We start from the raw sequence: 18,236 nt of genomic DNA, 5'->3' as shown, positions 1-18,236 counted from the left end.
GTTCCGCGGGCGTTGCTTGAGGAGACCGCGCTACGCACGCCACGGACGGAAGCCAACATCAGTGCAGGCCTCCATAGTTGTCTTCGCGAATGATGCGCGGCGTGATCTCGCGCGGCTCGATCGTCACCGGCTGGTAGATCACCCGCTTCTGCTCGGGGTCGTAGCGCATCTCGACATGGCCGGAGGTCGGGAAATCCTTGCGGAACGGGTGGCCGATGAAGCCGTAGTCGGTCAGGATGCGGCGCAGGTCGACGTGGCCGTCGAACAGGATGCCGTAGAGGTCGAAGGCCTCGCGCTCGAACCAGTTGGCGGAGTTCCAGACCTCGTTGACCGATGCCACCATCGGCAGGTCGTCATCGGGTGCGAACACCTTCAGGCGCAGCCGCCAGTTGTGCGTGATCGACAGCAGGTGCGACGCGACGCAGTAGCGCAGGCCTTCGTTCGGCTGGTCCTTGTACGACGAGTAGTCGAGGCCGCACAGGTCGACCAGCTGCTCGAAGCGCAGCGTCGGGTCGTCGCGCAGCGCGAGCGCCACCGCGGCGTAGTGCTCGGCGGCGACGGTCAGCGTGAGTTCGCCGCGGTCGCGCACCAGGCGCTTGATCTTGCCGGCGAAGGCCGCTTCGAGCGCCGCCTGCAGGGTGTCCAATTTGCTCATGCGGGCTTTCAGCGGGCGATGGTGTTTTCGCGGCGGATCTTGGTCTGCAACTGCAGCACGCCGTACAGCAGCGCCTCGGCGGTCGGCGGGCAGCCGGGCACGTAGACGTCGACCGGCACGATGCGGTCGCAGCCGCGCACCACCGAGTAGCTGTAGTGGTAGTAGCCGCCGCCATTGGCGCACGAGCCCATCGACAGCACCCAGCGCGGCTCGGCCATCTGGTCGTAGACCTTGCGCAGCGCCGGCGCCATCTTGTTGCACAGCGTGCCGGCGACGATCATCAGGTCGCTCTGGCGCGGGCTGGGACGAAACAGCATGCCGAAGCGATCGATGTCGTAGCGGGCGGCGCCCGCATGCATCATTTCCACCGCGCAGCAGGCCAGACCGAAGGTCATCGGCCACAGCGAACCGGTCTTCGACCAGTTGATCAGCGTGTCGACGCTGGTGGTGACGAAGCCTTCCTTGAGAACGCCATCAATGCTCATAGCTCACTCCCAGTCAAGGGCGCCTTTTTTCCACTCGTAGGCAAAGCCGACGACGAGGATTCCCAGGAACACCATCATCGACCAGAAGCCCGCCGGACCGATTTCCTTGAGCGACACCGCCCACGGAAAGAGAAATGCAATCTCGAGGTCGAACAGGATGAAGAGAATCGCGACGAGGTAGTAGCGCACGTCGAACTTCATGCGCGCGTCTTCGAAGGCCTCGAAGCCGCATTCGTAGGGGGAATTCTTCGCGGTGTCCGGCTTGTGCGGACCTAGCAGGAAACCGAGCACCTGAGGCGCTACGCCTACCCCTGCGCCGACCAGGATGAACAGGATGACGGGCAGGTAGGGAGCGAGGTTCATGGTGTGGTTTGAGCGGTCTTGAAACAAACGAGGCACTGGGTAAGTGCCTCGTTCAAAGATCTGGTGCCGTCGGCGAGACTCGAACTCGCACAGCTTTCGCCACTACCCCCTCAAGATAGCGTGTCTACCAATTTCACCACGACGGCTTGCACTCAATTTTGCTGCTCGGTTGGCATGAGGACTGGCTTACCGGGCAGCCGCAAATTCTAACCTCAAAGACCTCGGGTTTACGCGCTGTGCGCCGCAGTGCAGCACGACAGTCGGATACCGCGGATCCCGAGGCCTCACCTCAGCGGCGAATCACTTGGTCGGGATCGCGCCCGCGCCCGACGCGGCCTGCACCGGCGCGGCCGGCACGACCACCGCCGAGGCGGCTTCCGCCGGGGTCGAGGCACCGGAAGCCGCACTCGACGCACCACCCACGGGAGCGCTTGCAGCGATGCCGGGCGCGCGGTCGAGGATGGTCGAGCTCGACGACGGCGAGGCGCTCGCGCGCTCGTGCGAGAAGTACGCGAGCGTCAGCGTGCAGACGAAGAAGACCGCAGCGCACACCGCCGTCGAACGCGACAGGAAGTTCGCGCTGCCGGTGGCGCCGAACAGGCTGCCGGACGAGCCGCTGCCGAACGAGGCGCCCATGTCGGCTCCCTTGCCGTGCTGCACCAGCACCAGGCCGATCATGATCAGGGCCGCCAGCATCTGGATGGCCACGACGAAATTCAACAGCACTTGCATTGTTCTTGCTCCAGAAAAATCATTCGCGCGGTCACGCCGCGGCTTTGCAAATGGCCGCGAAATCCGCGGCCTTCAGGGACGCCCCGCCGATCAGCCCGCCGTCGATGTCGGCTTGGGCAAACAGGCTGGCGGCGTTGTCGGCTTTGACACTCCCGCCGTACAACAACGACATCTCGTCGGACTTCTGCGTCGCCGCGTGCAGTTGCGCGCGCAGCAGCGCATGCACCGCCTGCGCCTGCTCGGGCGATGCGGTGCGGCCGGTGCCGATCGCCCACACCGGCTCGTAGGCCACGACGACCTGCGAGATGCAGTGCGCGAGCGTGTGGATCACCGCCGACAGCTGGCGCTTGACCACCGCATCGGTCTGGCCGGCTTCGCGCTCGGCCAGCGTCTCGCCGACACAGACGATCGGCGTCAGCTTGTGGGCCAACGCCGCCTTCGCCTTGTCGGCCACCAATTGATCGGATTCGGCATGCAGCGCGCGGCGTTCCGAGTGGCCGACGATCACGTAGCGGCAGCCGAACTCGGCCAGCATCGACGCCGACACCTCGCCGGTGAAGGCGCCGCTCTCGTGTTTCGAACAGTCTTGCGCACCCCAGCCGAGACGCTGACCTTGCAATGACAGCGCGACCTCGCCGAGGTACGGAAACGGCGCGCACACCGCGACGTCGGCATCGAACGGGCCGGCTTCGACCAGCCCGGCCAGCAGCTCGGCATTGGCCACGCGGCCGCCGTTCATCTTCCAGTTGCCGACGACGAGTTTGCGACGCATGCCCGAAGCTCCTTGTTGAGCGCTCACCATGTGAGCACCAGCTTGCCGATGTGCTGGTTCGATTCCATCAGCGTGTGCGCCTCGGCCGCCTGCGCGGCCGGGAACACCTGGTGGATCACCGGCTTCACGCGGCCGGCTTCGAGCCACGGCCATGCGTGCGTGCGCAACGCCTTCGCGATCGCGGTCTTGAACGCGACCGAACGCGGGCGCAGCGTCGAACCCGAAATGGTCAGGCGACGGCGCAGCACCGCGCCGGCATCGATCTGCGCGGCGGTGCCGCCCTGCACCGCGATCAGCGCGATGCGGCCGTCGTCGGCCAGGCATTGCAACTCGCGGGCGATGTAGTCGCCGGCCACCATGTCGAGGATCACGTCGACGCCACGACCATCAGTCACCCGCTTCGCTTCGGCGACGAAGTCGTGCGTGCGGTAGTTGATCGCGTGGTCGGCGCCGAGCGCCACGCACGCGGCGCACTTGTCGTCGCTGCCGGCGGTGGCGATCACGCGCGCGCCGAAGGCCTTGGCCAACTGGATCGCGGTGACGCCGATGCCGCTGGTCCCGCCCTGCACCAGCAGCGTCTCGCCGGGCTGCAGGTGCGCCCGCTCGAACACGTTCGACCAGACGGTGAAGAAGGTTTCCGGCAGGCTCGCGGCCTCGATGTCGCTGAGGCCGCGCGGCACCGGCAGGCACTGGCCGACCGGCGCGACGCACAGTTCGGCGTAGCCACCACCGGCCACCAGCGCGCACACGCGGTCGCCGACAGCGATGCTGGCCGCGGCCAGCGCCGCCGCATCGCCATCGACCACCTGGCCCGCGACCTCCAGCCCCGGCAGGTCGGACGCGCCCGGCGGCACCGGGTACAGCCCCTTGCGCTGCAGCACGTCGGGCCGGTTGATGCCCGATGCGGCGACGCGGATCAGCAACTCGCCGGCCGCGGGCACCGGTGCCGCGCGCTCGATGGCGCGCAGCACGTCGGGCGCGCCGGGAGAGGTGATCGCGATCGCCTTCATCGGGGTCGGTCAGTTTGGCAGGACGCCGCCGCACGGCCACCGCGTCGAGACGCAGCGGCCTGGCGGCTTCGGCATCATTCCTGCGAAGGCGCCTGGTCGCGGTCGATCAGCGCCTTCATCGACAGCTTGACGCGGCCCTTCTCGTCGGTCTCGAGCACCTTGACCTTGACGATCTGGCCTTCCTTCAGGAAGTCGGTGACCTTCTCGACGCGCTGGTGCGCGATCTGGCTGATGTGCAGCAGGCCGTCCTTGCCCGGCAGCAGGTTGACCAGCGCACCGAACTCCAGCAACTTGGTGATCGGGCCTTCGTAGACCTTGCCCACCTCGACTTCGGCGGTGATCTCTTCGATGCGCTTCTTCGCGTAGGCGGCCTTGTCGGAGTCGGCCGACGCGATGGTGATCGTGCCGTCTTCGCCGATGTCGATGGTCGTGCCGGTTTCTTCGGTCAGCGCACGGATGGTCGCGCCGCCCTTGCCGATCACGTCGCGGATCTTCTCCGGGTTGATCTTCATCGTGTACAGGCGCGGCGCGAACTGCGAGACCTCGGTCTTGGCTTCGCCCATCGCTTCGGTCATCTTGCCGAGGATGTGCAGGCGGGCTTCCTTGGCCTGCGCCAGCGCGACCTGCATGATTTCCTTCGTGATGCCCTGGATCTTGATGTCCATCTGCAGCGCGGTCACGCCGGCGGTCGTGCCGGCCACCTTGAAGTCCATGTCGCCCAGGTGATCTTCATCGCCGAGGATGTCGGTCAGCACCGCGAAGCGGTTGCCGTCCTTGATCAGGCCCATCGCGATGCCGGCGACGTGCGCCTTCAGCGGCACGCCGGCGTCCATCAGCGCGAGGCAGCCGCCGCACACCGAGGCCATCGACGACGAACCGTTCGATTCGGTGATCTCCGAGACCACGCGCATCGAGTACGGGAACTCGACGCGGTCCGGCAGCACCGCGACCAGCGCGCGCTTGGCCAGGCGGCCATGGCCGATCTCGCGGCGCTTCGGCGTGCCGACGCGGCCGGTTTCGCCGGTGGCGAACGGCGGCATGTTGTAGTGCAGCATGAAGTGCTCGCTGAACTCGCCGGCGAGCGCATCGATCTTCTGCGAATCGCGGTCGGTGCCGAGCGTCGCGGCGACCAGCGCCTGCGTCTCGCCACGCGTGAACAGCGCCGAGCCGTGGACGCGCGGCAGCACGCCGTTGCGGATCTCGATCGCGCGCACGGTGCGGGTGTCGCGGCCGTCGATGCGCGGCTCGCCCGACAGGATCTGGCTGCGCACGATGCGGGCTTCGATGTCGAACAGCACGTTGTCGACCTTGACCTTGTCGAACTCGACGCCGTCGGCGGTCAGCGCAGCGACCACGGAAGCGGTGGCTTCGCGAGTGGCCTGCGTGCGGGCCTGCTTCGAGCGGATCTGGTAGGCGGCGCGCAGCTTCTCTTCGGCCAGGGCGGTGACCTTGCCGATGAAGGCCTCGTCCTTGGCGGGCGCGGCCCAGTCCCAGGCTGGCTTGCCGGCGTCACGCACGAGTTCGTTGATCGCGGCGATGGCGATCTTGCTTTGGTCGTGGCCGTAGACCACGCCGCCAAGCATCACTTCCTCGCTCAGCTGCTGGGCTTCGGATTCGACCATCAGCACGGCCGCTTCGGTGCCGGCGACGACCAGGTCCATCTGCGAATCGAGCAACTGGGTCTTGCCCGGGTTCAGCACGTACTGGCCGTTGACGTAGCCGACGCGCGCGGCGCCGATCGGGCCGTTGAACGGAATGCCGGAGATCGCGAGCGCGGCGCTCGAGCCGATCAGCGCGGCGATGTCGGCCGAGACTTCCGGGTTCAGCGACAGCACGTGGATCACGACCTGGACTTCGTTGTAGAAGCCTTCGGGAAACAGCGGGCGCAGCGGGCGGTCGATCAGGCGCGAGGTCAGCGTCTCGAGTTCGCTCGGGCGGCCTTCACGCTTGAAGAAGCTGCCGGGGATCTTGCCGGCGGCATAGGTCTTCTCGATGTAGTCGACGGTCAGCGGGAAGAAATCCTGGCCCGGCTTCGCGTTCTTGGCACCGACCACGGTGGCGAGGATCACGGTGTCCTCGATGTCGACCAGCACGGCACCGCTCGACTGGCGGGCGATCTCGCCGGTTTCCATGCGAACCGTGTGCTGGCCCCATTGGAAGGTCTTGGTGACTTTGTTGAACATGCTCATGTCTTTTCTCCGGTTTGTTGTCAGCGCCAGGTGAGGGCGGCGCCTTTGCACCCGGAACTGCGGCAACCTGGCGCGATGCCATTCCAGCGGCGCTCGTGCGACGGAACGCGGGTGGAATGACACATCGTCATCTGTGGGTGCTCAGCTCCAAAAGCGCAAAGAGCCTGTGCTGGAGGATCCAGACAGGCTCTCGGCTTTCATTCGCGGATTACTTGCGCAGACCCAGCTTCTGGATCAGCGCGGTGTAGCGGTCGGCATCGGTCTTGCGCAGGTAGGCCAGCAGGCTCTTGCGGGTGTTGACCATCTTCAGCAGGCCGCGGCGACCGTGGTGGTCCTTCAGGTGCAGCTTGAAGTGGGGGGTCAGCTCGTTGATGCGGGCGGTCAGCAGGGCCACCTGCACTTCGGGCGAGCCGGTGTCGTTGGCGCTGCGGGCATTGGCCTTGACGATCTCGGCCTTGTTCAGATCTGCGACGGACATGTCAGTTTCCTGGTGTTCCCGCCACGGTTCATGGGCGGGAGGTTGCTACTTGCGGTCGCGGGTGAAACTGACCCGCGCCGTGCGACTTGCCTGGCGTTCTGGATACCCGTTCTGGACGGATCAGGACGCAAAGCCCGTCGATTATAGCCTCAACGCGCGTTTCAGCCGCTCCACCCCGTCGACCAGCCGCTCGGGGTCGCGCGATGCGAAGCACCAGCGCAGCCAGCCCTCGGCCTCGTCGCCGAAGGCCGCGCCGGGCGCCAGGCCCAGCCCGACGCCGGTGACCAGCCGCTTGGCCAGCGTCAGCGAATCGTCCTCGCCGTCGACGCGGAAGAAGGCATACATGCCGCCCGCCGGCAGCGCGAGCGTGACGCCCGGCAGCGCCTGCAGGCGCGGCACCAGCGTGTCGCGGCAGGCCTTCAGCCGGCCGATCAGCCCCGGCACGAAGTCGGCGGCACCCTGCAGCGCCGCGATGCCGGCGCGCTGCACGAAGACCGGCGCGCACGAGGTGTTGAACTCGATCAGCTTGCCGATGTCGGCCGTCAGCGCGGCCGGCACGACCAGCGAGCCGAGCCGCCAGCCGGTCATCAGGAAGCTCTTCGAGAAGCTGTGCGCAACCACCAGCCGGTCGCCGGGCTCGGCGATGTCGAGGAAGCTCGGCGCCGCAACCTGGCCCGCCTCGTAGTACAGCCGCTCGTAGACCTCGTCGGCGACGATCCAGGTGCCGGTGCGGCGGCAGTGGTCGAGCACCGCCTGCTGCTCGGCGCGGGTCATCGTCCAGCCGGTCGGGTTGTTCGGTGCATTGACGAGCAGCAGCCGCGTCTTGCCGGTGATCGCGGCCAGCAGCCGGTCGAGGTCGAGCTGCCACGCGCCGTCGCGCACCTGCAGCGACACCCGCTTCACGTCGGCCCCGAGGATCGCCGGCTGCGCGGTGATGTTCGGCCACACCGGCACCACCGCGACCACCTCGTCGCCGGCGCCGACCAGCGCCTGCGTCGCGATCATCAGCCCGTTGACGCCCGACGACGTGACCGCGATGCGGCCGGCATCGACCGGCCGGTGCAGCGCGCTCGCGTAGCCCGCCAACGCCTCGCGCAGCTCGGGCAGCCCGAGGTTGTGCGCATAGGCCGTCTCGCCACGGCGCAGCGACGCGACCGCCGCTTCGGTGACGAAGTCCGGCGTCGGCTCGTCGCTCTCGCCGAACCAGAACGGCAGCACGTCGGCACGACCGATCGCCGCGTTCGCGACCTCGCGGATCTTCGATGCCGGCAGTTGGGCAATGATGTCTCTCATGGGCGCTCCATCGCACAACGGTGCGGCATCTCGGTCTGGCGTTCGGTGAGCTGCAGCACGGTCTTGAAGCCGTAGCCGGAGCCCTCGTTGTCGAAGCGCACGCCGGGGCTGCCGGCGCGCTGCAGCACGCTGACGACCAGCGGCTGCTCGAACTGGTGGTCGGCGGCGCGGATCGTGCCATGGTGGAAGCCGCCGAGGTGGCTGGAGTCCAGCTTCAGGCCTTCGAGCGCACGCGCCACCGCCAGCGGGTCGGCACTGCCGGCCTTCTCGATCGCGGCCGCCAGCATCTCGACCATCGCCTGCATGCGCATGTGCACATAGTCGTCCTGCGGGTTCGGGAAGCGCTCGCGGAAGCTCGCATAGAACCTGTCGGACGCCGCACCGCCGAGGTTCGGATGCCATTCGGCCACCGCCAGCACGCGGTCGACGCCGGCCTCGCCGATCGCCGCCGGCGCGCCGAGCGCGTTGCCGTAGAAGGTGTAGAAGCGCGCGTCGAGCCCCGCCTCGCGCCCGGCGCGGATCAAGAGCGTCAGGTCGTTGCCCCAGTTGCCGGTCAGCACCGCCTGCGCGCCGCTCGCCTTGATCTTCGCGGCGTACGGCAGGAAGTCCTTGATGCGGCCGAGCGGGTGCAACTCGTCGCCGACGATCTCGATGTCAGGCCGCTTGGCCGCGATCATTGCGCGCGCCTGGCGCAGCACACTCTGGCCGAAGCTGTAGTCCTGGCCGATCAGGTAGACCTTCCTGACCTGCTTGTCGGCCGCCAGCACGTCGGTCAGCGCCTGCAGCCGCATGTCGGCATGGGCGTCGAAGCGGAAGTGCCAGAAGCTGCACTTCTCGTTCGTCAGCGCCGGATCGACGGCCGAGTAGTTCAGCAGGATCGCGCGGCGCGACGGCTCGCGCTGGTTCTGCTTGTTCAGCGCGTCGATCAGCACCGCCGCGGTGGCCGAGCTGTTGCCCTGCATCACGAAGCCGATCTTCTGGTCGATGGCCGCGCGCAGCAGCGACAGCGCCTCTTCGTTGCTGCCCTTGCTGTCGAAGCGCACCAGCTCGAGCGGATGGCGGCCGTCCGGCAGGCTCACGCCGCCGCGCTGGTTCACCCGCTCTACCGCCCACAGCAGGTTGCGCGAGACGGCCTCGCCGGCATTCGCGAACGAACCGGACAGGCCTTCGATCAGCGCGACGCGCACCGGCTCGGGTGCAGGTGCTGCGACGCCCTGCCCCGCCACCGCACACCACGCCAGCAGCGCGCCGCAGCGCTTCACCCAATCCGCGATCCGCATTTTTCAACCCACTTGAAAACAAAAATGCCGCTCCAAGTTTCAGCGGCATGGTTGCTGCGCTGTGCAGCGATTGAATGGATTGTAGGAGCCATCATGTTCGTTCTGACCCCCTCGCTGTCGTCGCGCCGTGCCACCTCGCTGGAGCGCGCTTTCGATCACCTGTTCGCCGACCGCCTGCCGCCGGCCCCGGCCCAGCCGCGCGTGCCGGCCCTCGACGTCGTCGAGAGCGACACCGCGTACACGCTGACGCTGGACCTGCCGGGCCTCGCGAAGGACCAGCTGAAGGTCTCGGTGGAAGGCCGCCGCGTGACGCTGGAAGCCGGCGATGCGAAGACGGCCGAGGTCAAGGACGGCGAGCGCGTGCTGTACCGCGAACGTGCCGCCGCGCACTACGCCCGCACCGTCGCGCTGCCGGCCGAAGTGGACCAGGCGAACTCGAGCGCGAAGTTCGAGAACGGCGTGCTGACGCTGACGCTCGCGAAGCGCGTGCCGACCGGCGCGACGCAGATCAGCATCAGCTGATCGCTCAGACGGCCGCCGCGGCCAGCGACGCCAGCGGCCAGCGTGGCCGCACGTCGAAGCCGTAGTCGTGGCCGGCCACCGTGCCGCGCTGCAGGCGCATCGCGGCGGCGAGCGCGATCATCGCGCCGTTGTCGGTGCACAGCGCCAGTTCGGGGTAATGCACCCTGACCTGGCGCTTCGCGCATTCGGCGTTCAACTGCGCGCGCAGGCGGCTGTTGGCACCGACCCCGCCGGCGACGACCAGCCGCTTGAGCCCGGTCTGCTTCAGCGCCGCGAGCGACTTCTTCAGCAGCACCTCGACGATCGCGGCCTGCGTCGACGCGGCCACGTCGGCGCGCTGCACGTCGGTCGGCGTGTCGCCCAGCTTGCGCAGCTGCGTCATCACCGCGGTCTTCAGCCCGGCGAACGAGAAATCGAGGTCGCCGCTGTGCAGCAGCGGCCGCGGCAGCGCATAGGCATCGGGCCGGCCCGACTCGGCCAGTCGCGCCAGCGCCGGCCCGCCCGGGTAGCCGAGCCCGAGCAGCTTGGCCGACTTGTCGAAGGCCTCGCCGGCCGCATCGTCGATGCTTTCACCGAGCAACTCGTAGCGCCCGACGTCGTCGACCCGCATCAGCTGCGTGTGGCCGCCGGACACCAGCAGCGCGACGAACGGGAATTCGGGCGGGTCGCTCGCGAGGAACGGCGACAGCAGGTGCCCTTCGAGGTGGTGCACGCCGAGCACCGGCTTGCCGAGCGCCGCCGCCAGCGCACAGGCGACGCCGGCACCGACCAGCAGCGCACCGGCCAGCCCCGGCCCGCGCGTGAACGCCACCACGTCGACATCGGCCAGCGACGCACCGGCCTCGCGCAGCACCTGCTCCGTCAGTGGCAGCACGCGCCGGATGTGGTCGCGCGACGCCAGCTCGGGCACCACGCCGCCATAGGCCTGGTGCATCGCGATCTGGCTGTGCAGCGCATGGGCCCGCAGCGTCGGAACCCCGGTCGGGCCAGCCTCCACCAGAGCCACACCCGTTTCGTCGCACGATGATTCCACGCCCAGGACCTTCATCCGGCGAGTGTAGCCAGCGCGCCCACCCACCCCGTCGGCGCCAAATCCGTCACGTCCGACACAAGGGTTTACCCTTGATTCCTATCCGGCCCCCTTCCGCGATCGGCCGCGGCCGACTACCCTCGGTGCCCGAGCAGTGCCACGAAGCAACTGCCAACTACAACAACAAATTCGTTAGGGAACCCCATGAAGGAATACCGCCTGTTGGCCTGGACGGAGCTACCCGCGCCGTTCCATCGCACCGCGTATCGCCGGATGCTGAGCGACATGTCGCACCGGCACATGACGCTGGAGCAGCTGGCCTCCATCGCCGGGCTGAAGCGCCAGGAGGTGCAACTCTTCATCGACGCGCTGGAGGCGCAAGGCCTGCTGGAAGAGCGCGAATTCGACGAGCCGCAGGCCGATTCGGTGTTCGACTCGCTGCGGCCGCTGGGGGGCTGGATCCGCCGCGCGCTGCACACGACGCCGCACGAACGCTGAACCGGCGCTGGTTCGCGGGCCTCGGGGTCCGGCCGCGCCAATGCGTGGCGCGGATGTTGCTGCGACCTTGCCCATGAAGCCGCCGCGCGCGCCGACCGCCCCGGTCCTGCGCATCGTCATCGTTGCCCCCGACTCGTTGGCCGCCGACGGCAGCGAAGGTGCGCCCGACCCGATCGAGGCCGAGCGCTCGCGGGCGCTGCGCATCGGGCTGCTGGAGAACGGCTACAACATCGTCGCGGTGCTGCCGGCCGACGTGTTCCTGCCGGAGCGGCTGGCGCAGATCCAGCCCGACATGATCATCATCGACGCCGAAAGCCAGGCGCGCGACACGCTCGAGCACGTCGTGATGGCCACGCGCGACGCGCGCCGCCCGATCGTGCTGTTCACCGATGACGACGACACCAGCCATGTGCCCGACGCGATCGCCGCTGGCGTCACCGCCTATGTGGTGGCCGGGCTCGCGCCGGAGCGGGTGAAGCCGGTGCTCGATGTCGCGATGGCGCGCTTCCGGCATGAAGAAGGCCTGCGCCGCGAGCTGGCCGATGCGCGCACCGAGCTCTCGGACCGCAAGCGGATCGACCGCGCGAAAGGCCTGCTGATGTCGCGCCAGGGGCTGAGCGAAGAAGCCGCCTATGCGCGGCTGCGCAAGGCCGCGATGGACAAGGGCCTGCGCCTGGCCGACGTGGCGCAGCGCATCCTCGACGTGTCCGACCTCCTGGGTTGAACGCACTCCGGCAGTGCGGCGGGCGACGCAGTTGGTGCGTCGCAGCATCGGCGCCCTGCCCGTCCCCAGGTGAAAGGCCGTGGCACGCCGCTTGCGTAAGCCCTTGCGGAAGGTCAACGGCGATCTTCCACAGACATCCGCACGCACCAAGGTTGGCGCGAGGCGGGTCGGACGATGGCGTCCCCACGTGACAGGCTGAGCCTGCACCGTGCGGACGCTTTTTTTTTGCTTTCCGAGAACCTGAGCCACGCCATGACAAGCCCACTCACGCGAAAGAACCTGATGAGCCGCCGAACCCTGATCAAGGCCGCTGCCGCCGGCAGTGCGACCGGCCTGGTGCCCGGGCTGCAAAGCGCCGTGCATGCACAAGGCTCCGACAAACCCGAGAAGGAAGAGGTGCGCATCGGCTTCATCCCGCTGACCGATTGCGCGTCGGTCGTGATGGCCTCGGTGCTCGGCTTCGACAAGAAGTACGGCGTCAAGATCATCCCGACCAAGGAAGCCTCGTGGGCCGGCGTGCGCGACAAGCTGGTGAACGGCGAGCTCGACATGGCGCACGTGCTGTACGGCCTGGTCTACGGCGTGCACCTGGGCGTCGGCGGGCCGAAGAAGGACATGGCCGTGCTGATGACGCTGAACAACAACGGCCAGGCGATCACGCTGTCGAAGAAGCTGGCCGACAAGGGCGCGGTCGACGGCGCATCGCTCGCGAAGGTGATGGCCGCCGACAAGCGCGAGTACACCTTCGCGCAGACCTTCCCGACCGGCACGCACGCGATGTGGCTGTACTACTGGCTCGCGAGCGTCGGCATCAATCCGATGAAGGATGCCAAGGTCATCACCGTGCCGCCGCCGCAGATGGTGGCCAACATGCGGGTCGGCAACATGGACGGCTACTGCGTCGGCGAGCCCTGGGGCCACCGCGCAATCGTGGACGGCATCGGCATCACCGCGGTGACCACGCAGGACATCTGGAAGGACCATCCCGAGAAGGTGCTCGGCACGACCGGCGAGTTCGTCAAGAAGTACCCCAACACCGCGCGCGCGGTGATGATGGCGGTGATAGAAGCCAGCCGCTGGATCGATGCGAGCCTGCAGAACAAGCTGAAGATGGCCGAGACGGTGGCCGACAAGTCGTACGTGAACACCGGGGTCGACGCGATCAACCAGCGCATCCTGGGCCGCTACCAGAACGGCCTGGGCAAGACCTGGGACGACCCCAACCACATGAAGTTCTTCAACGACGGCGCGGTGAACTACCCGTACCTGAGCGACGGCATGTGGTTCCTGACGCAGCACAAGCGCTGGGGCCTGCTGAAGGAGCATCCGGACTACCTGGGCGTCGCGAAGCAGATCAACCAGGTCGAGCTCTACAAGCAGGCCGCCGGCGCGATGAAGATCAGCGTGCCGAAGGAGCCGCTGCGCAGCGCGAAGCTGATCGACGGCATCGTCTGGGACGGCAAGGACCCGGTCAAGTACGCCGACAGCTTCAAGATCAAGGCCTGAGGGCCGCCAGGAGAACGCCATGGTCAGTGCCGTGTTTCACTCGCCGCTCGGGGGCCTCGACGACGAGGCGCCTGCCGCCTCGACATCCACCGCTGCGCCGGCAGCCGCGCCGGCTCCGGTCGCGCGTCGGCCACGCAAGCCCTACGACTGGAACGGACTGCTGCTGAAGGTGCTGCCGCCGCTGATCGGCGTCGGCTTGCTGGTCGGCATCTGGGCCTTGCTGACGATGAACGGCGGCAGCTTCCCGACCCCGGCGGCGACCTTCGCCGAAGCGGTCAAGCTGTTCGCCGATCCGTTCTACAGCAAGGGCCCGAACGACCAGGGCATCGGCTGGAACATCCTGTTCTCGCTGCAGCGCGTCGCGATCGGCTTCGGACTGGCGGCGCTGGTCGGCATCCCGGCGGGTTTCCTGATCGGGCGCTTCAGCTTCCTGAACCACATGGTGTCGCCGCTGATCAGCCTGCTGCGTCCGGTGTCGCCGCTCGCGTGGCTGCCGATCGGGCTGCTGGTGTTCAAGGCCGCGAACCCGGCGGCGATCTGGACGATCTTCATCTGCTCGATCTGGCCGATGGTCATCAACACCGCGGTCGGCGTGCAGCGCGTGCCGACCGACTACCTGAACGTGGCGCGCGTGCTGAACCTGTCGGAGTGGAAGGTGATGACGCGCATCCTGTTCCCGGCCGTGCTGCCGTACATGCTGACCGGCGTGCGGCTGAGCGTGGGCACGGCTTGGCTGGTGATCGTCGCGGCCGAGATGCTGACCGGCGGCGTCGGCATCGGCTTCTGGGTGTGGGACGAGTGGAACAACCTGAACGTCACGCACATCCTGATCGCGATCTTCGTGATCGGCATCGTCGGCCTGCTGCTCGAATGGGCGCTGGTCGCCATCGCCAAACGCTTCACCTACGACGAGGTCTGACCATGGCATCGAACTCCAGCTTCATCGAGGTGCACCAGGCCGAGATGGTCTTCAGCACGAAGAAGGGCCGCTTCCACGCGTTGCGCGACATCAACCTGTCCGTCGCGAAGGGCGAGTTCGTCACGTTGATCGGGCATTCGGGCTGCGGCAAGTCGACGCTGCTGAACCTGATCGCCGGGCTCACGCTGCCCACGGGCGGCTCGCTGATCTGCGACAGCCGCGAGATCGCCGCACCCGGGCCGGAGCGCGCGGTGGTGTTCCAGAACCATTCGCTGCTGCCGTGGCTGACCTGCTACGAGAACGTGCACCTGGCGGTCGAACGGGTGTTCGGCACAAGCGAATCCAAGGCGCAGTTGAAGGAACGCTCGCTCGCGGCGCTGGGCCTCGTCAACATGGCGCACGCCGCGGCGAAGCGACCGCACGAGATCTCCGGCGGCATGAAGCAGCGGGTCGGCATTGCGCGCGCGCTGGCGATGGAGCCCAAGGTGCTGTTGATGGACGAGCCCTTCGGTGCACTCGATGCGCTGACCCGTGCGCACCTGCAGGACGAACTGCTGAAGATCGTCGCCCGCACGCACAGCACGGTGGTGATGGTGACGCACGATGTCGACGAGGCGGTGCTGCTGTCGGACCGCATCGTGATGATGACCAACGGACCGGCCGCGACGATCGGCGAGATCCTGTCGATCGAACTGCCACGGCCGCGCAACCGGGTTGAGCTGGCAGAGGATTCCGGGTACGTGCACTACCGCAAGGAGGTGCTGGACTTCCTCTACACCCGCCACGGAGTCGTGGCTTCTGCGGCTTGAGTCTCGCGTCGCGTCGCGTCGCGGCGGGTGAGGGGATGGGGCGGGGGCTCATGCTGGGGCGGTCGGCCCGGGGGCCGACTCCACGAAGAAGCTCGGCTTCGGGGGTGCATCGGCAAACTCCCTCCACTCACTTCGTTCGTTGTGGTCAAACAGTGCCGATGAGTCAGTCCACGAAGCGTGCTGCGCACGCCACCCCCGAAGCCGATCTTCTTCGTCGCCCCAGAAATCGCCCCCACCCCATCCCCTCACCCGCCGCTAAGCACCAGCCGCTCTTGTTGGGGGGAAAAGATTGAAGTGACCGACGAGCATGCGAGCGCCGGCACGCTCGTCGGTCACTTCAGTCTTTTCCACCTCCCGCAAAAAGCTGCGGTGTCTGCAAAGGCGCGGGTGGGGAGGCTGTGGAGCGCCAATAAGGACGGGGCGCCGGAGCTGACTGGTTTCATGGCCCCGCGCGAAGCGCGATCGTGAACTGACTGTCGCCGACTGTTTGACCACAACGAACGAAGTGAGTGACGGGAGTTTCGGCGACGGGCCATGAAACCAATCAGCGGAGGGAAGTCTTCGCCCCGCGAGGGGCGAAGACCGCCTCGTCCGGCGCGCCACAGCCTCCCCACCCGCGCCTTTGCCGCGCAGCACAGACACGCTGGCACAACTCCTGCTAGAACTGAATCGGCAAGAGCGATGCGCTTGTCGTCTATCTCCTCAGTAGGGCCCAGCCCTTTCCGAACCGCCTGATCCGCATGGATCAGGCGGTTTTTTTACGCCCGGATCAGTGGTTTTCCTTCGCGTGGTTGATCGTGTACTTCGGGATCTCGATCGTCACGTCGGTCTGCGACAGGATCGCCTGGCACGACAGCCGCGATTGCGGCTCCAGCCCCCAGGCGCGGTCCAGCAGGTCTTCTTCGGATTCGTCCATCTCGCCGAGCGACGAGAAGCCCTCGCGCACCACGACGTGGCAGGTCGTGCAGGCACAGCTCAGTTCGCAGGCGTGCTCGATCTCGATGCCGTTCTCCAGCAGCGCTTCGCACACCGAGGTGCCCGGCGATGCGGTGATCTGCGTGCCGTTCGGGCAGTACTCGGGGTGGGGCAGGATCTTGATGACGGTCATGGGCTCAGACTTCCTCGACGCGCCGGCCGGCCAGCGCCTGCCGGATGCCGCGGTTCATGCGCTCGGCCGCAAAGGCTTCGGTGCCCTTGGCCAGCGCCTCGACGGCGGCGTCGATCTCGTGGTGATCTTCGGATTCGCGGCTCGTTTCGAGCGCCGCGAGCAATTGGGCGATCACGGCCTGCTCGTCCGTGCCCAGCAGGTCGCCGTCGGCGGCCAGCGCGGAACGCGTCGCGAGCAGCATGCGCTCGGCCTCGACGCGCGACTCGCGCAGGCTGCGCGCATGCATGTCGGCATCGGCGGTGCTGAAGCTCTCGGTCAGCATGCGCGCGACCTCGTCGTCGGACAGGCCATAGCTCGGCTTCACGGTGATGGCGGCCTCGACGCCCGACACTTCCTCGCGCGCACTGACGCTCAGCAGCCCGTCGGCATCGACCTGGAAGCTGACACGGATGCGCGCCGCGCCCGCCACCATCGGCGGCATGCCGCGCAGCTCGAAGCGCGCCAGCGAACGGCAGTCGCTGACCAGTTCGCGCTCGCCCTGCACCACATGCAGCGCCAGCGCGGTCTGGCCGTCCTTGAATGTCGTGAACTCCTGCGCCCGCGCCGTCGGGATCGTGCTGTTGCGCGGGATGATGCGTTCGACCAGGCCGCCCATCGTCTCGAGCCCGAGCGACAGCGGGATCACGTCGAGCAGCAGCAGTTCGTCGGCACCGGCATTGCCGGCCAGCGCATGGGCCTGTATCGCGGCGCCGAGCGCGACGACCTCGTCGGGGTTCAGGTTGGTCAGCGGCGCCTTGCCGAAGAACCCGGCCACCGCTGCCTGCACCATCGGCATGCGCGTCGAACCACCGACCATCACGACGCCCCGCACCTCGTCCTTCGTGGCCTGCGCATCGCGCAGCACCTTGCGCACCGCCGCCAGCGTGCGCGCAATCAGCGCGGCGCCGAGCGATTCGAACTGCTCGCGCGTCACGCGCACCGCCAGCTCGCCGGACGACAGCGGGCTCGCCAGCGTGGCATGGTCGGCCGACGACAGCTTCTCCTTCGCGGCGCGCGCGGCCACCAGCACCGCACGCTTGTCCTGCGGCGTGTCGGCACGCAGCCCGGCTTCGGCCAGCGCCCAGTCGGCCAGCGCGCGATCGAAATCGTCGCCGCCGAGCGCCGAATCGCCGCCGGTCGCGACGACCTCGAACACGCCCTTCGTCAGCTTCAGCAGCGAGATGTCGAAGGTGCCGCCGCCCAGGTCGTACACCGCGTACAGCCCTTCGGAGCCGTTCTCCAGGCCGTAGGCGATCGCCGCGGCGGTCGGCTCGTTGATCAGCCGCAGCACGTTCAGGCCGGCCAGCTGCGCGGCGTCCTTCGTGGCCTGGCGCTGTGCATCGTCGAAGTAGGCCGGCACCGTGATCACCGCGCCGAACAGGTCGTCGGCGAAGGTGTCCTCGGCGCGGTAGCGCAGCGTCGCGAGGATCTCAGCCGACACCTCGACCGGCGACTTCACGCCGTCGACCGTGCGCAGCTGCACCATGCCGGGCGCATCGACGAAATCGTAGGGCAGCTTGTCGGCATGCGCGATGTCGCGCAGCCCGCGTCCCATGAAGCGCTTGACCGACACGATGGTGTTGGCCGGGTCGACCGCAGCCTGCGCCAGCGCGCCGTGGCCGATCTCGCGCCGGCCTTCAGGCAGGTAGCGCACCGCCGACGGCAGGATCACGTGGCCGGCTTCGTCCGGCAGGCATTCGGACACGCCGTTGCGTACCGCCGCGACCAGCGAATGCGTGGTGCCGAGGTCGATGCCGACCGCGATGCGGCGCTGATGGGGATCGGGGGTGCCCCCGGGTTCGGAAATTTGCAGCAAGGCCATGG

At 67.8% G+C, this 18,236-nt stretch carries 19 protein-coding genes and 1 tRNA gene; 6 read left to right on the top strand and 14 right to left on the bottom strand.

Annotated elements, in window-relative coordinates:
* Positions 1-58 precede the first annotated feature (58 nt).
* From FHT26_RS26940 to FHT26_RS26890, 11 genes are all read right to left on the bottom strand, one after another.
* Positions 59-655, bottom strand: coding sequence for an NADH-quinone oxidoreductase subunit C (locus FHT26_RS26940; RefSeq protein WP_168563162.1), 597 nt, complete (start codon positions 653-655; stop codon positions 59-61).
* 8 nt (positions 656-663) lie between these two features.
* Positions 664-1,140: a NuoB/complex I 20 kDa subunit family protein gene (locus FHT26_RS26935; protein ID WP_047502926.1), complete on the bottom strand. Its 477-nt coding sequence runs from the start codon at positions 1,138-1,140 to the stop codon at positions 664-666.
* A gap of 3 nt (positions 1,141-1,143) precedes the next feature.
* Positions 1,144-1,503 (bottom strand): NADH-quinone oxidoreductase subunit A, encoded by a 360-nt coding sequence (locus FHT26_RS26930; protein ID WP_168563161.1) that lies wholly within the window; start codon positions 1,501-1,503, stop codon positions 1,144-1,146.
* 61 nt (positions 1,504-1,564) lie between these two features.
* A tRNA-Leu gene (locus FHT26_RS26925) sits at positions 1,565-1,649 on the bottom strand.
* A gap of 154 nt (positions 1,650-1,803) precedes the next feature.
* Positions 1,804-2,235 (bottom strand): preprotein translocase subunit SecG, encoded by a 432-nt coding sequence (gene secG, locus FHT26_RS26920; protein WP_168563160.1) that lies wholly within the window; start codon positions 2,233-2,235, stop codon positions 1,804-1,806.
* 31 nt (positions 2,236-2,266) lie between these two features.
* The gene (gene tpiA, locus FHT26_RS26915; protein WP_168563159.1) at positions 2,267-3,007 is read right to left on the bottom strand and encodes a triose-phosphate isomerase; all 741 of its coding nucleotides are present in this window, start codon (positions 3,005-3,007) and stop codon (positions 2,267-2,269) included.
* Between the two features lie 23 nt (positions 3,008-3,030).
* Positions 3,031-4,017, bottom strand: a complete 987-nt coding sequence (locus FHT26_RS26910) for an NAD(P)H-quinone oxidoreductase (protein WP_168563158.1) — start codon at positions 4,015-4,017, stop codon at positions 3,031-3,033.
* A 74-nt stretch (positions 4,018-4,091) separates the two neighbouring features.
* Positions 4,092-6,206 (bottom strand): polyribonucleotide nucleotidyltransferase, encoded by a 2,115-nt coding sequence (gene pnp, locus FHT26_RS26905; RefSeq protein ID WP_168563157.1) that lies wholly within the window; start codon positions 6,204-6,206, stop codon positions 4,092-4,094.
* Between the two features lie 208 nt (positions 6,207-6,414).
* Complete coding sequence (gene rpsO, locus FHT26_RS26900; RefSeq protein ID WP_047502936.1) at positions 6,415-6,684, bottom strand: 30S ribosomal protein S15; 270 nt, start codon at positions 6,682-6,684, stop codon at positions 6,415-6,417.
* Positions 6,685-6,825: 141 nt separating this feature from the next.
* The gene (locus FHT26_RS26895; protein WP_168563156.1) at positions 6,826-7,977 is read right to left on the bottom strand and encodes a pyridoxal phosphate-dependent aminotransferase; all 1,152 of its coding nucleotides are present in this window, start codon (positions 7,975-7,977) and stop codon (positions 6,826-6,828) included.
* Entirely contained in the window at positions 7,974-9,257 is a 1,284-nt protein-coding gene (locus FHT26_RS26890; RefSeq protein WP_168563155.1) for a branched-chain amino acid ABC transporter substrate-binding protein, read from the bottom strand. Before FHT26_RS26890 ends, FHT26_RS26895 begins: the two co-directional genes overlap by 4 nt.
* 93 nt (positions 9,258-9,350) lie before the next feature.
* On the opposite strand from FHT26_RS26890, the gene FHT26_RS26885 reads away from it, so the two are divergent.
* Positions 9,351-9,779: an Hsp20/alpha crystallin family protein gene (locus FHT26_RS26885; protein ID WP_168563154.1), complete on the top strand. Its 429-nt coding sequence runs from the start codon at positions 9,351-9,353 to the stop codon at positions 9,777-9,779.
* Positions 9,780-9,783: 4 nt separating this feature from the next.
* Here the strand turns inward: FHT26_RS26885 and tsaD are convergent, their stop codons facing one another.
* Complete coding sequence (gene tsaD / locus FHT26_RS26880; RefSeq protein WP_168563153.1) at positions 9,784-10,827, bottom strand: tRNA (adenosine(37)-N6)-threonylcarbamoyltransferase complex transferase subunit TsaD; 1,044 nt, start codon at positions 10,825-10,827, stop codon at positions 9,784-9,786.
* 186 nt (positions 10,828-11,013) lie between these two features.
* On the opposite strand from tsaD, the gene FHT26_RS26875 reads away from it, so the two are divergent.
* The 5 genes from FHT26_RS26875 (at position 11,014) to FHT26_RS26855 (ending at position 15,265) form a co-directional block, all read left to right on the top strand.
* A complete protein-coding gene (locus FHT26_RS26875; RefSeq protein ID WP_168563152.1) occupies positions 11,014-11,307 on the top strand; it encodes a hypothetical protein in 294 nt (97 codons plus the stop codon).
* Positions 11,308-11,380: 73 nt separating this feature from the next.
* Positions 11,381-12,031, top strand: coding sequence for an ANTAR domain-containing response regulator (locus tag FHT26_RS26870; RefSeq protein WP_168563151.1), 651 nt, complete (start codon positions 11,381-11,383; stop codon positions 12,029-12,031).
* Between the two features lie 282 nt (positions 12,032-12,313).
* Positions 12,314-13,537 carry an ABC transporter substrate-binding protein gene (locus tag FHT26_RS26865; protein ID WP_490362813.1) on the top strand — a complete coding sequence of 408 codons (1,224 nt, stop codon included), beginning with the start codon at positions 12,314-12,316 and terminating at the stop codon, positions 13,535-13,537.
* A gap of 19 nt (positions 13,538-13,556) precedes the next feature.
* Positions 13,557-14,456: a nitrate ABC transporter permease gene (ntrB, locus tag FHT26_RS26860; protein WP_168563149.1), complete on the top strand. Its 900-nt coding sequence runs from the start codon at positions 13,557-13,559 to the stop codon at positions 14,454-14,456.
* On the top strand, positions 14,453-15,265 hold the full coding sequence (locus tag FHT26_RS26855) for an ABC transporter ATP-binding protein (protein ID WP_168563193.1): 813 nt from the start codon (positions 14,453-14,455) through the stop codon (positions 15,263-15,265). Before ntrB ends, FHT26_RS26855 begins: the two co-directional genes overlap by 4 nt.
* Before the next feature lie 769 nt (positions 15,266-16,034).
* Here FHT26_RS26855 and fdx read toward each other — a convergent pair.
* Both fdx and hscA read right to left on the bottom strand, forming a co-directional pair.
* Positions 16,035-16,373: an ISC system 2Fe-2S type ferredoxin gene (gene fdx, locus FHT26_RS26850; RefSeq protein ID WP_168563148.1), complete on the bottom strand. Its 339-nt coding sequence runs from the start codon at positions 16,371-16,373 to the stop codon at positions 16,035-16,037.
* Positions 16,374-16,377: 4 nt separating this feature from the next.
* The gene (gene hscA / locus FHT26_RS26845; RefSeq protein ID WP_168563147.1) at positions 16,378-18,234 is read right to left on the bottom strand and encodes a Fe-S protein assembly chaperone HscA; all 1,857 of its coding nucleotides are present in this window, start codon (positions 18,232-18,234) and stop codon (positions 16,378-16,380) included.
* Positions 18,235-18,236 lie beyond the last annotated feature (2 nt).

Source organism: Rhizobacter sp. SG703 (genome assembly GCF_012275445.1).
In the GTDB taxonomy this organism is placed as follows: Bacteria; Pseudomonadota; Gammaproteobacteria; order Burkholderiales; family Burkholderiaceae_C; genus Rhizobacter.
The sequence above is the reverse complement of the archived record's forward strand: the minus strand, read 5'-3'. Positions and strand labels throughout refer to the sequence as shown.

What these genes read in the sequence shown, in the direction of transcription:
- FHT26_RS26940 (WP_168563162.1), bottom strand. Translation starts at nt 655, where the DNA reads ATGAGCAAATTGGACACCCTGCAGGCGGCGCTCGAAGCGGCCTTCGCC.
- FHT26_RS26935 (WP_047502926.1), bottom strand. Translation starts at nt 1,140, where the DNA reads ATGAGCATTGATGGCGTTCTCAAGGAAGGCTTCGTCACCACCAGCGTC.
- FHT26_RS26930 (WP_168563161.1), bottom strand. Translation starts at nt 1,503, where the DNA reads ATGAACCTCGCTCCCTACCTGCCCGTCATCCTGTTCATCCTGGTCGGC.
- secG (WP_168563160.1), bottom strand. Translation starts at nt 2,235, where the DNA reads ATGCAAGTGCTGTTGAATTTCGTCGTGGCCATCCAGATGCTGGCGGCC.
- tpiA (WP_168563159.1), bottom strand. Translation starts at nt 3,007, where the DNA reads ATGCGTCGCAAACTCGTCGTCGGCAACTGGAAGATGAACGGCGGCCGC.
- FHT26_RS26910 (WP_168563158.1), bottom strand. Translation starts at nt 4,017, where the DNA reads ATGAAGGCGATCGCGATCACCTCTCCCGGCGCGCCCGACGTGCTGCGC.
- pnp (WP_168563157.1), bottom strand. Translation starts at nt 6,206, where the DNA reads ATGAGCATGTTCAACAAAGTCACCAAGACCTTCCAATGGGGCCAGCAC.
- rpsO (WP_047502936.1), bottom strand. Translation starts at nt 6,684, where the DNA reads ATGTCCGTCGCAGATCTGAACAAGGCCGAGATCGTCAAGGCCAATGCC.
- FHT26_RS26895 (WP_168563156.1), bottom strand. Translation starts at nt 7,977, where the DNA reads ATGAGAGACATCATTGCCCAACTGCCGGCATCGAAGATCCGCGAGGTC.
- FHT26_RS26890 (WP_168563155.1), bottom strand. Translation starts at nt 9,257, where the DNA reads ATGCGGATCGCGGATTGGGTGAAGCGCTGCGGCGCGCTGCTGGCGTGG.
- FHT26_RS26885 (WP_168563154.1), top strand. Translation starts at nt 9,351, where the DNA reads ATGTTCGTTCTGACCCCCTCGCTGTCGTCGCGCCGTGCCACCTCGCTG.
- tsaD (WP_168563153.1), bottom strand. Translation starts at nt 10,827, where the DNA reads ATGAAGGTCCTGGGCGTGGAATCATCGTGCGACGAAACGGGTGTGGCT.
- FHT26_RS26875 (WP_168563152.1), top strand. Translation starts at nt 11,014, where the DNA reads ATGAAGGAATACCGCCTGTTGGCCTGGACGGAGCTACCCGCGCCGTTC.
- FHT26_RS26870 (WP_168563151.1), top strand. Translation starts at nt 11,381, where the DNA reads ATGAAGCCGCCGCGCGCGCCGACCGCCCCGGTCCTGCGCATCGTCATC.
- FHT26_RS26865 (WP_490362813.1), top strand. Translation starts at nt 12,314, where the DNA reads ATGAGCCGCCGAACCCTGATCAAGGCCGCTGCCGCCGGCAGTGCGACC.
- ntrB (WP_168563149.1), top strand. Translation starts at nt 13,557, where the DNA reads ATGGTCAGTGCCGTGTTTCACTCGCCGCTCGGGGGCCTCGACGACGAG.
- fdx (WP_168563148.1), bottom strand. Translation starts at nt 16,373, where the DNA reads ATGACCGTCATCAAGATCCTGCCCCACCCCGAGTACTGCCCGAACGGC.
- hscA (WP_168563147.1), bottom strand. Translation starts at nt 18,234, where the DNA reads ATGGCCTTGCTGCAAATTTCCGAACCCGGGGGCACCCCCGATCCCCAT.